The organism is Streptomyces sp. NPDC057623, assembly GCF_042800355.1.
Lineage (GTDB): Bacteria > Actinomycetota > Actinomycetes > Streptomycetales > Streptomycetaceae > Streptomyces.
In genome coordinates this window covers 114,354-128,919 of record NZ_JBHVGZ010000005.1, presented here as the reverse complement: position 1 = coordinate 128,919, position 14,566 = coordinate 114,354, and the positions used below count along the sequence as shown (strand labels likewise).

Annotated in this window: 12 protein-coding genes; 7 read left to right on the top strand and 5 right to left on the bottom strand. The window is 70.3% G+C overall.

Annotation, left to right across the window (positions count from 1 at the left end; translation table 11 throughout):
- The first annotated feature begins 32 nt into the window (after positions 1-32).
- Positions 33-458: a hypothetical protein gene (locus ACFU95_RS07705; protein WP_383823226.1), complete on the top strand. Its 426-nt coding sequence runs from the start codon at positions 33-35 to the stop codon at positions 456-458.
- On the opposite strand, the gene ACFU95_RS07700 is transcribed toward ACFU95_RS07705, so the two are convergent.
- Complete coding sequence (locus ACFU95_RS07700; RefSeq protein WP_383823223.1) at positions 440-1,288, bottom strand: helix-turn-helix domain-containing protein; 849 nt, start codon at positions 1,286-1,288, stop codon at positions 440-442. The genes ACFU95_RS07705 and ACFU95_RS07700 overlap by 19 nt on opposite strands.
- Positions 1,289-1,318: 30 nt before the next feature.
- On the opposite strand from ACFU95_RS07700, the gene ACFU95_RS07695 reads away from it, so the two are divergent.
- The 3 genes from ACFU95_RS07695 (at position 1,319) to ACFU95_RS07685 (ending at position 3,547) form a co-directional block, all read left to right on the top strand.
- Positions 1,319-2,407, top strand: coding sequence for an ADP-ribosylglycohydrolase family protein (locus tag ACFU95_RS07695; RefSeq protein ID WP_383823221.1), 1,089 nt, complete (start codon positions 1,319-1,321; stop codon positions 2,405-2,407).
- An 88-nt stretch (positions 2,408-2,495) separates the two neighbouring features.
- On the top strand, positions 2,496-2,798 hold the full coding sequence (locus tag ACFU95_RS07690; RefSeq protein ID WP_383823218.1) for a 4a-hydroxytetrahydrobiopterin dehydratase: 303 nt from the start codon (positions 2,496-2,498) through the stop codon (positions 2,796-2,798).
- A gap of 5 nt (positions 2,799-2,803) precedes the next feature.
- Positions 2,804-3,547, top strand: coding sequence for a class I SAM-dependent methyltransferase (locus tag ACFU95_RS07685; protein WP_383823216.1), 744 nt, complete (start codon positions 2,804-2,806; stop codon positions 3,545-3,547).
- On the opposite strand, the gene ACFU95_RS07680 is transcribed toward ACFU95_RS07685, so the two are convergent.
- Positions 3,516-3,992: a hypothetical protein gene (locus tag ACFU95_RS07680; RefSeq protein WP_383823213.1), complete on the bottom strand. Its 477-nt coding sequence runs from the start codon at positions 3,990-3,992 to the stop codon at positions 3,516-3,518. The genes ACFU95_RS07685 and ACFU95_RS07680 overlap by 32 nt on opposite strands.
- Positions 3,989-4,486, bottom strand: a complete 498-nt coding sequence (locus ACFU95_RS07675; RefSeq protein ID WP_383823210.1) for a hypothetical protein — start codon at positions 4,484-4,486, stop codon at positions 3,989-3,991. The genes ACFU95_RS07680 and ACFU95_RS07675 overlap by 4 nt, the downstream gene beginning before the upstream one ends.
- 39 nt (positions 4,487-4,525) lie before the next feature.
- Here ACFU95_RS07675 and ACFU95_RS07670 point away from each other — a divergent pair, with 39 nt between their 5' ends.
- From ACFU95_RS07670 to ACFU95_RS07660, 3 genes are all read left to right on the top strand, one after another.
- On the top strand, positions 4,526-5,476 hold the full coding sequence (locus ACFU95_RS07670; protein WP_383823207.1) for a helix-turn-helix transcriptional regulator: 951 nt from the start codon (positions 4,526-4,528) through the stop codon (positions 5,474-5,476).
- A gap of 40 nt (positions 5,477-5,516) precedes the next feature.
- A complete protein-coding gene (locus ACFU95_RS07665; protein ID WP_383823204.1) occupies positions 5,517-7,391 on the top strand; it encodes a rhamnogalacturonan lyase in 1,875 nt (624 codons plus the stop codon).
- Positions 7,392-7,543: 152 nt separating this feature from the next.
- Entirely contained in the window at positions 7,544-8,143 is a 600-nt protein-coding gene (locus ACFU95_RS07660) for a DUF4352 domain-containing protein (RefSeq protein WP_383823201.1), read from the top strand.
- A gap of 52 nt (positions 8,144-8,195) precedes the next feature.
- Here the strand turns inward: ACFU95_RS07660 and ACFU95_RS07655 are convergent, their stop codons facing one another.
- Both ACFU95_RS07655 and ACFU95_RS07650 read right to left on the bottom strand, forming a co-directional pair.
- A complete protein-coding gene (locus ACFU95_RS07655) occupies positions 8,196-10,865 on the bottom strand; it encodes a cellulose binding domain-containing protein (RefSeq protein ID WP_383823198.1) in 2,670 nt (889 codons plus the stop codon).
- A gap of 300 nt (positions 10,866-11,165) precedes the next feature.
- Positions 11,166-14,081 carry a glycoside hydrolase family 48 protein gene (locus ACFU95_RS07650; protein ID WP_383823196.1) on the bottom strand — a complete coding sequence of 972 codons (2,916 nt, stop codon included), beginning with the start codon at positions 14,079-14,081 and terminating at the stop codon, positions 11,166-11,168.
- Between the last annotated feature and the right edge of the window lie 485 nt (positions 14,082-14,566).

The following is a 14,566-nucleotide window of genomic DNA, read 5'->3' as shown; positions in this document are numbered from 1 at the left end:
CGCAACTCGACCTCGACGGAGGGTGATTCGTCATGTCCGCCACCACGCTCGCCGCGCTCACCCGGACCTTGGACCCGCAGACCGTGCTGCGCCGCCTCCTCGCGCTGGACGCCGTGGTGACCGGCGCGAACGCGCTCGCCTACCTCGCCGCGTCCGGGCCGCTCGGGCGGCTGCTGGGGGTCGACCGCGCACTGCTGCTCGCACTCGGTGCGTTCCTCGCCGGGTACGCCGGCGCCGTCGGGCTCCTCGCCTCCCGTGCGCGTCCTGCCGCGTTCCCGGTGCGCGCCGTGATCGAGGCCAACATCGCCTGGAGCGTGCTGAGTTGTGTGGCCCTCGCGATGTGGCTGGCGCCGACCCGGGCGGGCGTGGTGTGGACCGTGCTCCAGGCGCTCACCGTCGCCGCGTTCGCCGCGCTCCAGCACCTGGCCCTGAGGGTCCGTCAGGGAAGCAGCGACTGAAGGTACTTGATCGTCGCCGGGTCGGCCGGGAGGAACGTCTCGATGGCCAGCTCGGCGACGGTCACGTCCATGGGCGTGTTGAAGGTGGAGATGGAGGAGATGAAGGACAGGACGCGGCCCTCGTGCTCGACCTGCAACGGCAGCGCGAAGAACGGGACGGGCTCGGCCGGCTCGGCGCTCCCGGGTGCCCCCTCCGGCACCGTCTCCCGCCGCACCGGGTACGCCGCCACCTCCTCGTACAGCTTCCGGAGCGGCTCGGAGCGGTGCAGGGCGATCTGCCGCTCCATCTGGGCGAGCAGATGACCGCGCCACTCACGCAGGTTGCGGATGCGCGGCGCGAGGCCCTCCGGGTGCAGCGTCAGGCGCATGGCGTTCAGCGGGGGAGCGAGGAGGTGGTCGGGGATGCCGTCGAGCAGCATCAGGATGCCCCGGTTGGCCGCCTGGACGTTGTACATCGCGTCCACGACGACGGCCGGGTAGGGCTCGTAGCCCTGGATCAGCCGCTCCATGCCCGCGCGCAGCGCGTCCAGCGCCGGGTCGTCCAGCGGGGTCTCCGGATAGTGCGGGGCGTAGCCGGCGGCCAGCAGCAGCGCGTTGCGCTCCCGTACCGGCACGTCCAGGTGCTCGGCCAGCCGCAGCACCATCTCCTCGCTCGGCCGGGAACGGCCCGTCTCGACGAAGCTGATGTGCCGCGCCGAGGAGTCGGCCCGCAACGCCAACTCCAGCTGGCTGACCCGCCGTCGCACCCGCCAGGCCCGCAGCAGCGGTCCCACGCCCTGGTCGGTGGGGCCGGTGGCGGGCCTGGCGTCTCCGGACGGGACAATGGTCATGAGTACGACCGTAGTCGAGGAGTGCGTGCGATGACCGAGCCGTGGACGTCGTCCCTGGTGAACGAGGCCGTGTACCGGGCCCGAGTGCGTGGCTGCCTGCTCGGCGGGGCCCTCGGAGACGCCCTCGGCTACCCGGTCGAGTTCAGCTCGCTGGAGCGGATCCGCGCGGCCCACGGCCCGCGCGGCGTGACCGGGCCCGTCCTCGCCGGTGACAGCGACGTGGCCCGGATCAGTGACGACACGCAGATGACCCTCTTCACCGCCGAGGCGCTCATCCAGGCCCGTCGGCGCGAGCGACTGAAGGGCATCGGCGGTGGATGGGCCCTGCTGGTGCGCTGGGCGTACGAGCGCTGGCTGGAGACCCAGCGGCACCCCGGCCCCGAGCACGCCGCACCGCCGCAGAGCGGCGCCCCCGAGGGCGGGCTCATCACCCAGACATGGCTGTACGCCCGGCGGGCTCCCGGCAACGCGTGCGTGTCGGGGGTGGCCCAGATGTACGCACCCGACCCCGGGCTCGCGCTCGACGGGAGGCCCGGCGAGGTCAACCCCGACTCCAAGGGCTGCGGCGCGGTGATGCGCTCGGCGCCCTTCGGCCTGCTGAACACCGCCGACCCGGCCTTCGCCATGGCCGCCCGCGCCGCCCAGATCACCCACGGTCACCCCACCGGCTACTACGCGGCCGGCGCCCTGGCCGCGATCGTGGCGCACGTCCTCGCCGGCGAGTCCCTGGCCGGCGCGGTGCTGCGCACGCTGCGCCTGCTGCGAGGCCACCCCGGCCACGAGGAGACCTCGGCCGCACTCACCGAGGCACTGGACCTGGCGGAGCGTGGCGCGCCCACCGCCGAGAAGGTCGAGTCCCTGGGGGAAGGGTGGGTCGCCGAGCAGGCGCTCGCCATCGGCGTCTACTGCGCGCTCGTCACGCCCTCCGTGCGGGACGCCCTGCTGCTCTCCGTCAACCACTCCGGGGACAGTGACTCCACCGGCTCCATCTGCGGAAACCTGCTGGGTGCCCGGCACGGCGACCTCGGCCTGCCGCACGAGTGGGTGGAGCAGGTCGAGGGCCGGGCGCAGATCGCCGCGCTCGCCGATGATCTCGCTGCCGAAGGTGTCCGCCGTTGATCCGCCGGGCACCCGCCTGACCAGGGCCGCCGCGCCCCCGCTGTGGCAGTCTGAAGACGAACCAGCCCGTTGAGGAAGGAGCGAGGCCATGCCCCTGGAACCGCTGTCGCAGAAGGAGATCGAGGACCGGCTCGCGCAGCTGCCGGGCTGGGCGCACGACGGCGACCGCCTCGCCCGCTCCTACCGGCTCCCCTCACACTTCGCGGCCACGGCGATGGTCGTGCACATCGCCCAGGTCCAGGAGGAGCTCGACCACCACTCCGACCTCACCCTGGGCTACAACACGGTCTCCCTCACGATGAACACCCACACCGTGAGCGCCGTGACCGAGCGGGACTTCGCACTCGCCCGCAGGATCGAGGAACTCGCGCCCGGCCACGGGGCAGACTGAAGGGTGTGCTGGACTACGACAAGGAAGCGGAACGATACGACGCCTCACGCGGCGGCGAGCCCAGGGCGGCGGCCGCGGCGGAGGCGGTACTCGGACTCCTGCCGGCCGGGACGCGGCGCCTGCTCGACGTCGCCTGCGGCACCGGCATCGTCACGCGGCGGTTCGCCGCCGCGCGGGACGGCCTGAACGTCGCCGGGGTCGATCGCGCTCCCGCCATGGCCCTACAGGCCGCCGCTCGCCTGCCCGGCTCCGTCGTGCTCGCCGACAGCCGCCGGCTGCCGTTCGGGGACGGCCGCTTCGACGCCGTCAGCAGCGTGTGGCTGCTGCACCTGGCGGGGAGCGCCGAGGACGTGCGCACCACCGTCGGCGAGTGCGCCAGGGTCCTGCGGCCCGGCGGGGTGTACGTCACCACGGTCGACAAGGCCGCCGCCCACAACGTGGGCAGTGACATCGACGCCGTCATGGCGTCCCGTCCGCGCCGCCCGGCCCGGGACGAGGCGGCGCTCGTGGAGTCGTACGCCCTCGCCCACGGCCTGGTCCCGGTCGGGCAGGCCCGTTTCGCGGGGCACGGCCAGGGCCGCAGCCCCCGCCGCACGGTCGCCGACCTGCGCCGGGGCTGGTTCGTCGCCCTGCCGCCCGGAGGCGCGCTCGCCGACGGCTTCGCGGCCCGTCTCGCGGAGCTGCCGGACCAGGACCGGCCCCGTCCGGACCCGGTGTTCAGCCTGCGGGCGTTTCTGAAGCCCGGCTGAACTCCATGATCCAGTTCGTCAGCCAGGTCTGTCCGTCGTCGAGGGAGAACGCCTGCTCCCAGCGGGCCGACGTCACGGAGACACCCGACCAGACGAACCGCACCCGTACGTCCTTCCCGGCGTAGCTGTCGTCACCGTGGAACTCCCCGCGTCCGTCGTCGAATTGGCCGACGACCGGGGGAAACAGTGTCCCGCTGACGCTGGAGGCCCAGTGCAGCGACCACCGCTCGGTCTCCCGGTCGAAGAGCCGCAACGTCGCGCCCTTCGCCGACAGACGTGGCATGTCGATCTCGTCCAGGTTCGCCGCCCCGTCGAACAGCGGCCAGCAGCGGCTGGTCGCCGGGAACTCCTCCCAGTCGCCGCCCGGGTCGAGGAAGTCGGTGCGGCGGCGGTTGAGGACCTCCCACTCGCCGTGGAAGAAGTCGAAGTCGTGCGGGCTGCTCATGTGCGGTCTCCAGTGGTTCCTGCGGGCATGGAATCGGCCAGGTAGGCCGACAGGTCCGGGACTTCGGGAGCGATGACGTGCCGCACCCAGGCGTCCCGTTCGTGCAGGATCGGCACAAGCTCCCAGACACAGCCGATCCACGGCAGTCCGGGGACGATGAAGTTCGTCGGGTCGCGGTCCGGGCAGCCCAGCACCGGCTGTCCCGCCGAGGCGCCCTTGAAGTGCAGGACGTTGTCCCACACCCAGCTGTAGACGTTCAGATAGGCACCGTCGTCCCCGCCCCGGTGCAGGACGACGAACGTCGCCGGGGGCGTGCCGTCCGGCTCGGGCAGCAGTTCCGGCAGGATCTCGTACGCCGCCTTCTGCACCTCGGGCGCTATGCCAGCGGGGTCGTTGGTGACGTGGTAGCGCTTGACATGCCGCCCGGCGACCTCGATCGGTGGCGGTACGGTCAGCAGTTTCTCGGCGAAGGCCGGTGTCTCCTTGAGAGCCATGCCGGGACGTTATGACCGCTTCACTGACATCCTGTGTCAGTGAAGTCCAGCCGACTCGTCTCCGTCCTGCTGCTGCTCCAGACCCGTGGCCGGATGACCGCCGCCCAGCTTGCCGACGAGCTGGAGGTGTCGGTGCGCACCGTGTACCGCGACGTCGAGGCGCTGAGCGCGGCCGGCGTCCCGCTCTACGGCGACGCGGGCCACGCCGGCGGCTACCGCCTCCTCGACGGCTACCGCACCCGCCTCACCGGACTCACCGCCGACGAGGCCGAGGCCCTCTTCCTCGCCGGGGCCCCCGGCCCGGCCGCCCAGCTCGGCCTCGGCTCCGTCCTGGCCGCGGCCCAGCTCAAGGTCCGCGCCGCCCTGCCGGCGGAGCTGCGCGGCCACGCCGACCGGATCAGCGGCCGCTTCCACCTCGACGCACCCGGCTGGTACGCCGACGCCGACGAGACGCCGTACCTCCCGGCGGTGGCCGACGCGGTCTGGAACAGCCGCGTCCTGCACGTCCTGTACCGCCGCTGGCGGGAACCCACCGACGTGGAGCGCCGCCTGGAGCCGTACGGCCTCGTCCTCAAGGCGGGCCGCTGGTACGTCGTGTCGGGACCCGGGCCCCGCACCTACCGCGTCGACCAGATCCTCCGGCTCTCGCCTGCCGACGAGGAGTTCACCCGCCCGCCCGACTTCGATCTGGCCGCGTACTGGAGGGCGTACCAACGCGACTTCCACGACCGGCTGTACCGCCGGGAGGCGGTGGTGCGGCTGGCGCCCGGTGCGACCCTCGACCGCGCGACCGACCGCCGCAGGGAGGCGGACGGCTGGACGAGGGCCACCGTCCCCATCGAGTCCGTCGACCACGCCCACGCCGAGTTCCTGCGCCTCGGCACCGACGTCGAGGTGCTCGAACCGCCCGAACTCCGGGAGAGGATCGCCCGGACGGTGGCCGAACTGGCCGACAGATACGGCAACTTCCCGGCGCACGGCGGCGACTGAGGGAACGGAATCCGTCCGTCCTGCCGAGGAGGTACGTCACGTGCAGCACCCGCGCAAGCACCGCAGACGCCACGCCGCTCTCTCCGCGACGCTCGCCACCACCGCCCTGGTCGCCGCCGGGCTCACCACCCTGAACGGCGCCGGCGTCGCGGAGGCCGCCACCGCACGTCAGGTCGAGGCGCTGGACCGGGGAGTGGTCAGCGTCCACACGGCCGACGGCAACCTGGTCAGCTGGCGCTGGCTGGGCACCGACCCGAACGACGTCTCCTTCAACGTCTACCGGGCCGGTACGAAGGTCAACTCGACCCCGGTCACCGGCTCCACGAACTACTTCCACGCCGGCGCCCCCGAACAGGCCGACTACACGATCCGCGCGATCGTGAACGGCGTGGAGCAGGGCGACTCGGTGCACGCCGTCCAGTTCCGCACGGGCTACAAGGACGTCCCGATCAGCCCGCCCGCCGGCGGCACGACGCCCGACGGAGTGGCGTACACCTACGAGGCCAACGACGCCTCCGTCGGCGACCTCGACGGCGACGGCGCCCTCGACATCGTCCTCAAGTGGCAGCCCACCAACGCCAAGGACAACTCCCAGTCCGGCTACACCGGCAACACGTTCGTCGACGGCATCAAGCTCGACGGCACCCGCCTGTGGCGCGTCGACCTGGGGCGCAACATCCGCTCCGGCGCGCACTACACACAGTTCCAGGTGTACGACTACGACGGCGACCGCAAGGCCGAGGTCGCCATGAAGACGGCCGACGGCACGAAGGACGGGACGGGAGCGGTGATCGGCAGCTCATCGGCCGACTACCGCAACTCGTCCGGCTACATCCTCTCCGGGCCCGAGTACCTGACCATGTTCAACGGCCAGACCGGCAAGGCGATGGGGACGGTCGACTACGTCCCGGCACGCGGCACCGTGTCGTCCTGGGGTGACTCGTACGGCAACCGGGTCGACCGGTTCCTCGCCGGTACCGCCTACCTCGACGGCGCCCGCCCCTCCCTCATCATGGCCCGCGGCTACTACACCCGTACGGTGATCGCCGCCTGGGACTGGCGGAACGGCCAGTTCACCCGCCGCTGGACCTTCGACACCAACTCCTCCACCAACACCGGCAAGGGATTCGACGGCCAGGGCTCGCACAGCCTGTCCGTCGGGGACGTCGACGGCGACGGCAAGGACGAGATCGTGTACGGCGCGATGGCCGTCGACGACAACGGCAACGGCCTGTGGACCACGAAGACCGGCCACGGCGACGCCCAGCACCTCGGCGACCTCGACCCGTCCCGCGCGGGCCTTGAGTACTTCAAGGTCTCGGAGTCCACCGGCCAGCCGGCCGAGCTGTACATCAACCCGGCCAACGGCACGGTCAACTGGAAGCTCGCCGCCTGCTGCGACAACGGCCGCGGCGTCGCCGGGGACATCTGGGCCGGCAACGACGGCGCCGAGATGTGGTCCGCCTCCGACACCTCCATCCGCGACGAGGCCGGCGCCACCAAGGGCCGTGAGCCCTCGTCCGTCAACTTCCTGTCCTGGTGGGACGGCGACACCGTCCGCGAACTCCTCGACGGCACCCGCATCGACAAGTACGGCACGTCCTCCGACACCCGCCTGCTCACCGGCTCCGGGGTCTCCTCCAACAACGGCACGAAGGCCACCCCCGTACTGTCCGGCGACATCCTCGGCGACTGGCGCGAGGAGGTCATCTGGCGCACCAGCGGCAACACGGCGCTCAGGATCTACTCGACGCCGTACGAGACGAACACCAGGATCACCACGCTCCTGCACGACCCGATGTACCGAACCGGCCTGGCCTGGCAGAACACCGCCTACAACCAGCCCCCGCACCCGAGCTTCTTCATCGGCGACGGGATGCCCACGGCGCCCCGGCCCACCGTCTACACGCCCTGAGCCCCGGCGACCGTCCCGTCCAGCCCGGCAGCCCGGATGTCATATCGGGCTGCCAGGTTGCCTCGTGACCCCGGGTCATTTCGGTGATCCGTACAACCATGCGAGTTCTTTACGGGTCCTTCACATGCGTACCACCGAAACCTGGGGAGAACATGGTCCACCACACCCGCATACGCCTCGCCGCCGCCGCGGCCGTCGCCGTCGCCGCGCTCGGTCTGTCCGCCTGTGGCTCCGGCTCCGGCGACGAGGTCGTCGACAAGCCGAAGGCGAAGGCATCCGCCACCGCCGGCGGCAGCGAGAAGGAGCCCGCCGCCGAGAAGAGCAGTGCCGCGCCCGACGTCGCCAAGGTCGGTGACACGCTCGCGCTGAAGGGCATGGAGGGCGGCAGCGGACTCGACGTGACGGTCGTCAAGGTCGTCGACAACGCCAAGTCCAGTGACGAGTTCTTCGCCCCCGAGTCCGGCAAGCGGTGGATCGGCGTGCAGTTCCAGCTGGTCAACACCGGCACCAAGGTCTACTCCGACGCGCCCATCAACGGGGCGAAGCTGGCCGACGACCAGGGCCAGCAGTTCGGGACCGTCATCGCCGACATCACGGCCGGCCCGTCGATGTCGTCGGACGTCCGGCTGAAGAACGGTGCCAAGGCTCTGGGCTGGATCGTCTTCGAGGTGCCGAAGGCGTCGAAGGCGGCCACCGTCACGTTCGGGATGGACTCCGGGTTCGCCGAGCAGATCGGGGAGTGGCAGCTCTAGGCGAGCGCACCGAGGGTGCGTGCCGGCGAACGGCACGCACCCTCGGGCTCGCTCAACTCACCGTGCAGCTCTGGTCACCCAGCCTGAAGGCGGTCGGTTTCCCGTTCGCCCCCTGCCAGCTTCCCGTGAACCCGAAGCTCACCGACGAGCCGGACGCCACGCCGCCGTTCCAGCCGACGTTCCTCGCGGTCACCGCCGAGCCCGACTGCGTATGGTCGGCGTTCCACACCTGCGTGATCTGCTGCCCGTCGGCGAAGGTCCAGCCGAGGGACCAGCCGCTCCAGGCGCTGGAACCGGTGTTGGACAGCTGTACGTCCGCCTGGAAACCGCCCGACCACTGGTTGGTGACCTTGTACGCCACCGTGCAGGCACCGGTCGGCGTCGGGTCCGGATCCGGATCCGGGTCGGGGTCCGGATCCGTCGTGCCGCCGTCGGCGGTGTCGCCGTAGAGGACGCCCCGGCCGTTCGTCGCCACGTAGACCCGCCCGTACACCCGGGGGTCACCCGTGATCGCCGCACCCGTCCAACCCCACTGGTGGGCGTCGTCGTTGACGCGGGTCCAGGTCGCGCCCTTGTCGACGGAGCGGAAGATGCCGCGTACGCCGCCGATCTTCGCGCTGGTGTAGAGGGCCTGGTACGAAGCCCCCGGCGCCGCCTTGCCGAAGCCGATGGCGTCGGCCTGCTCTACGCCCGACAGCTTGGTGAAGGCGGCGCCCCCGTCGGTCGAGTGCCACAGGCCGTACGCTCCGTCCGTCGCACCGCCCGCCAGCCACACGTCGCCCTTCACGCCGGGCAGCGCCTTGAAGCGGACGCTGTCACCGCTCGGCAGGCCGGTCGCCGAGGACGCGGTGAAGGTCGCGCCGCCGTCCGAACTGACGTAGAACTTGCCCGACTTGAAGCCGTAGAAGGTCTTCGGATCGACCCGGTCGGACTCGACGATCGCCCCGGAGGGGATCCCGCTCGACGCCTGCCACGCGTTGCCGAATCCTGTCGCGTACTGCACGCCTGTACCGGCGGGGCTCCATACGAACCGGCTGCCGTCCGCCGCCGCCGCGACCGTGCCTCCGCCGCTGACGCCCGAAGGGTCGGTCCCGGCGAACCAGTTGGCGCCGTTGTCCGTCGAGAACGCGATGTGCGGACCCGAGTCCAGGTTGCCGACCCGGACGACGGTGTTGGGGTTCGTCTCGGCGAAGTCCAGGCTGGTGGTCGTGGTGAAGTTGGGCTGGGTGAACATCATCGAGGGGACCTTGGTCAGGTCCGTGTGACGGAAGCCGCCGATGTCACCGAGGGCGCTCAGGAGCGGGGCGCCCGACGGGGGAGAGGCGAGGTCGTTGACGGCCGTCTCCTCCAAGCCCTGCACCATCGGCTTGATGGTGAACTGGCCCCCGCTGTCCCACTTCGTGAGTTCCTCGGTGCCGTAGATCGTCGCGCCTGTCCCGTACATCATCCGGTTCGAGTCGAACGGGTCGATCTCCAGCGCCTCCGTCATCCACCCCAGCTTCGGCGTCTGCTCGGGCGGCGACGGATTCGCGCCCCAGGTCAGCCACGGCGACGACGAGACGTCCATCGTGTAGCGGTTGGCGCGGTTGGGGTACGACGTGTAGTCCCACGCCTTCGTCCAGGTGCCGCCGCTGTCCGTCGAGCGGAAGATCTGGGTGTCCGGCCACCAGGAGCTGTACGCCGTCGCCATCACCGTGCCGGGCTTCTGCCGGTCGACGGTCAGGCCGGCGAAGCCGTAGTAGGTGTCGGCCTCGGCGACCGGGCTGATGTCGGTCCAGGTGCCGGTCGCGGTCGCGTACCGCCACAGCCGGCCCTTGCCGCCGTCGTACGGCCCGCCCTTGTCGCTGTAGGCGAGATAGAGATAGCCGTTCGTCGCGTCCAGGACGCCCTTGTGGGCCAGGTATCCCGTCGGCTGCCCGGCGACCCGCGACCAGGTCGCGCCCGCGTCGGTCGACCGGTAGACGGCGTTGTCCTTGTCGGCGACCCCCACGTAGATGGTCCTGGTCGCGTTCCCGGACGTCCCCGTGGACTCGTCGAAGGTGACCCAGACGATGCCCTGGTTGTCGCTGGCGTATCCGCTCGTGTCGCTCGGATCCTGCACGTAGTTGCCGACGTTGGGGAAGTTCGCCACCTGCGACCAGGTCACACCGGAGTCCGTCGACCGCCACAGCCCCTTGCCGCTGGGCGCGCCCAGGTACAGCACGCTGTTCCGGTTCGGGTCGACCGCCAGCCGCTCACCCATGCCACGACCCGGCATGTTGCCGCCGACCTTGAACGGCAACTTGGTCTTCTGCCAGCTCGCGCCCCGGTCGGAGGAGCGCATGACCGCCCCGTTCCCGGGGTCCCAGCTGTTGGTGTACGTCCCGACCGCCGCGTACACCTTGTTCGGGTCGGCCGAGTCGGACGCCAGGCTCACCACACCCGTGTGCCCCCAGTCGTCCCAGCCGACCGAGTCCAGCAGCGGTGTCCAGGTCTTCGACGACTCCTGCCAGCGGTAGGCGCCGCCGATGTCGGTACGGGCGTAGGCGAGGTTCTTCTCCTTGCGGTTGAAGACGATGCCGGGGACGAAGCCGCCCCCGTCGATGCGGGCGTTCTTCCAGGTGTAGGTGTCGGCACTGATCGACACGTCCTGCGAGGCCGGGGCGGCGAGTGCGGGCGGTGTGCCCGCGAGCAGCCCGGCGGCGAGTGCGAGTACGGCCGTGAGGATGCGGGTTCTTCGCACGGGTGGTCCTTTCCTGGATGTGGGGGGAGCGAAAGGGGAAAGCGCTTACCGTGCGCGGCGAGAATAGCCGGGCGACCCCCAGTGCGGGAGGGGGCCGCCCGGCGGTTCGGCCTCGCCGTCAGGTGACGAGACCACGTACGAGGAGCCTTCAAGCGGTACCGAGAAGACACCGTGAGTGTCACGCCCTGTCTTCTTGGGGGCGCGGGGCTGTGTCCATATGCGGCTCCGCCGCGTGGGCGCGACCAGCCACAGCGCACCCGCAGACAAGTCACGGCCTTTTCGCGGAGCGCCCGGCGGGGACTATTCGAGAAGCTCCGCGTACGAACCCATGGCCAAGGCGATGTCCGCCTGGGCCCAGAACCGGTGATACGTGAACGACGGCGCCGCGCCGCCCGCGAGATACGCCTCGATCTTCGACCAGGCCGGATCGTCCTCGTAGAACGAGCGGATCGAGTCGAAGGTCGACGACGAGTTGATCGCGTCGCCGTTCGGCATGGTGCCGGTCCAGCCGCTCGGGACGTAGATCCCGTCGTCGAAGCGGTTGTAGTCGGCGCGGGTCTCCGGGACGGCGATGCCGAGGTCGTCCTGGTGGTTCTCCCACATGCCGTCGAGGAGCGCCTTGGCCGTGGACGCGGCCGCCGTGTCACCGGAGCGGTCGGCGTAGTACGTCAGGGTCTTGGCGTACGCGGCCGCCACGCCGACGTCGTTGGTGTAGTCGGCGACGGTGACGTGAAGTCCGTTGTTGGCGCCCGGACTTGAGGCGTTCCAGGTGTCGGGCTGGCCCGACCACTGAAGCGTCGAGGGAATCCGGTACGTACCGTCCGGGTTGACGGTCGTCTCGGACAGCGCCCAGTCGACCCACTTGTCGAGGACGGCCTTCGCGGACGCGTTCCCCGTCTGCTGGTAGTACTCGGCCACCCGCTCCATCGACCACGCCTGGAAGCCGAACCACTGGTTGGACGGCGGGTCGTGGTAGACGGGCTGCTGGTCGTAGTACATGCCGTAGAAGGTCGACTTGCCCGCCGGTGGCGTCGCGTACCGGCCCGCCCAGCTGTTGGTCGCACCGCCCGCGATCGCGCCCTCGCTGGACTGGAGCCAGCGGTAGAACTCGACCTGCCGCTCGAGCGACTTGGCCCAGTCCGCCTGCCCCGTCGCCGACTTGGGCTTCAGGTCCGCGTAGTTGGCCAGGGCGTACGCGGCCATCGGGTTCTGGTAGCCGCCGTGCGCGTGGCTGGAGCCGATGCGCCAGGCCCAGCCCGCCGAGGTGTCGGTGGCACCGCCCCAGGCGTAGTACCAGGACAGCAGGTACATCGAGGCGTCCTTGCCGGTGCCGGCCGGGCAGGACGAGGCGCCCACACAGTTACCGATCTTCTTGAAGTACTTGTCGTACATCGCGTAGCGCAGGTAGTCGCCCATCTTCGCGGCCTTGGCCACGGTCGCGGAGATCTGACCGCCCTTGCCCTGCTCGTCGGCCCACTTGTCGGCCCAGTACGCGGCCTGCACCGCACGCGCGTCGGCGTCCGGGGCGTTGGTGAACTTCCACTGCTTGGCGTAGGAGGCGTCACCGGTGAACAGGTCCAGATACCCGTTCTTGCCGCCGTACTTGAACTGGTCACAGGTCGGCTGCGGCACCGTCTCCCACACCGACTCCTGCGCGCCGCGCTGGAAGGTGTTGATGTACGACGGCCCGGTGTCCGACGGTCCGGCCTCGCACTTGCCCGGCGAGTTGCCGTAGCCGTAGGTGTTGTCGACGTCCTGGAGCCAGTGCATGCCGTAGACGTCGTCCGTGCCGTACGCGCTCTTCAGCTCACCGGCGATGGGGTCGGAGCCGACCGAGACCGACGCGTCGAGCTTCGCCGGGTACTCGTTCGGGGTGTCCAGCTCGGGTGCGTAGGTCGCCGGCTTCGAGGCGTTGTAGAAGGAGTTCGTCGGCTGGTCGGCGTGGGTCGGGATCATGTACTTCTCCATGATTTCCCAGGCCCCGTTGAACTTGGCCCAGTCGCCCGTGACCTTGCCGTACATGGCTTGCAGCCAGAGAAGGTAGCTGTAGGCCTCCGACGTGGTCTCGTGACCGTGGTCCGGCGCCTCGACGATCAGTGTCTCCACCGAGTGGTACGGGATGCCCTCGGGGGAGAAGTAGCCGTTCGCCGGGTTGGTGATCTTGCCGTACAGCTCCAGGAAGCGCGCGTCGTACGCCTTCGTCGCCGCGATCTGGGTAGCGGTGACGGTGGCCTTCGCGTGTCCGCCGGCCGTCGACTCGAAGGTCGCCGAGCCGGTGCCGGAGGCGGCGGCGGTGAGGGTCACCTTCTGGGCGGTGTTCCAGTTCGAGGGCGTGAAGGTGAGCGAGGCGCCGCCCGTCACCGACAGACCCGAATTGCCGCTGGCGCGGGCGGTGGCGACGGTCACGTTCGACGACGGCTGGGTCGACAGCTTGACGTCGTACGAGGCCGACTTGCCCTGCTGGACGGGGAGTTGGGTCTGCGAGGCCACCACGGCGGGACCCGAGGCGACCGTGACGCCGACCGGCGTGGACTCCGCGGACGCGCCCAGGCTGTCGTACGCCTTGGCCAGCAGCGAATGACTGCCCACGGTCAAGCTGGAGACCGAGAGCGAGTACGGCGCCGTCGTGTCCGTGCCCAGCAGCGTGGTGTTGTCGTAGAACTCGACCTTGCTGATGGTGGCGTTGTCCGCGGCCGCGGCGGTGGCCGCGAGCGGAACGGCGTCGCCCTGGGTGTACACGGCGCCCGCCGCCGGGCTGGTCAGCACGGTGATGGGGGGTTGGTGGGCGCCGGTGCAACTGGTGCCGTTGATCGCGAAGTTCGTGGGGGCGGCGTTGCTGCCGCTGTAGCTGAACTGCGCGCCCGTGGTGACCGCGGCCCCGGCGCCGATCCGCGCGTTGTGGCCGGCGTCCTTCACGGTGATCGACTGGCCGGACTGGGACCAGGTCCCGTTCCAGCCGTTGCCGAGCTTCTGGTTGCCCGCGTAGCCGTACGTCAGGGTCCAGCCGTCGATGACGTCGGTACCGCGGTTGGTGATCGTCAGATCCGCGGTGAAGCCGGAGCCCCAGTCATTGGTCTTGTAGTCGACACTGCACTGAACTGCGGCCGCCTGGGCGGGTGTCGAGCCCGTGCTCAGCATGGTCAGGGGGAGTGCCAGGGCCGCTGCGACGGCGGTCCACAACCGTCGTGCGGTTCTGCGTCTGCGTGGGGGATGCACGTGCTGGTTCCTCCTTGCGGCTCGGAGAAGTCAAGGCTTGAACCAGTGGGAGCGCTCCCATAGTGGGGATGGGGGTGCAAGGGGTCAAGGTGCTTGAAGAGTCGAAAAGATTCGACGGATTTAGTTGAGGGAAAGTCAGTAACCCCTCTGTCCTTTACCGTCACTTGGCGCTAGCTTCATTGACACCAGTGGGAGCGGTTCCATCAGTCGACGCGTCCGTCACGGCGCGCTGATCTGCAAGGAGTCGCTCATGCGACACCCCCCGCGTTCAGTACTTTTAGCCGACGGCGGCTTCCAGGGTGCCGTGGAGCGAGTCACCCAGGACTTGGACGTAGATGCCGGACCGGCGCGGTTCAGGCGTGCGTCCAGAGCCGTGTCCCCGCCATCGACGCGATCGTCGACACCTCCGGTCCGGCGCTGATCACCGCCTGCGGCGGAACCCCCACGTCGTACGGCAGCGGGCTGCGCGAGCACCCTGCGCCCTG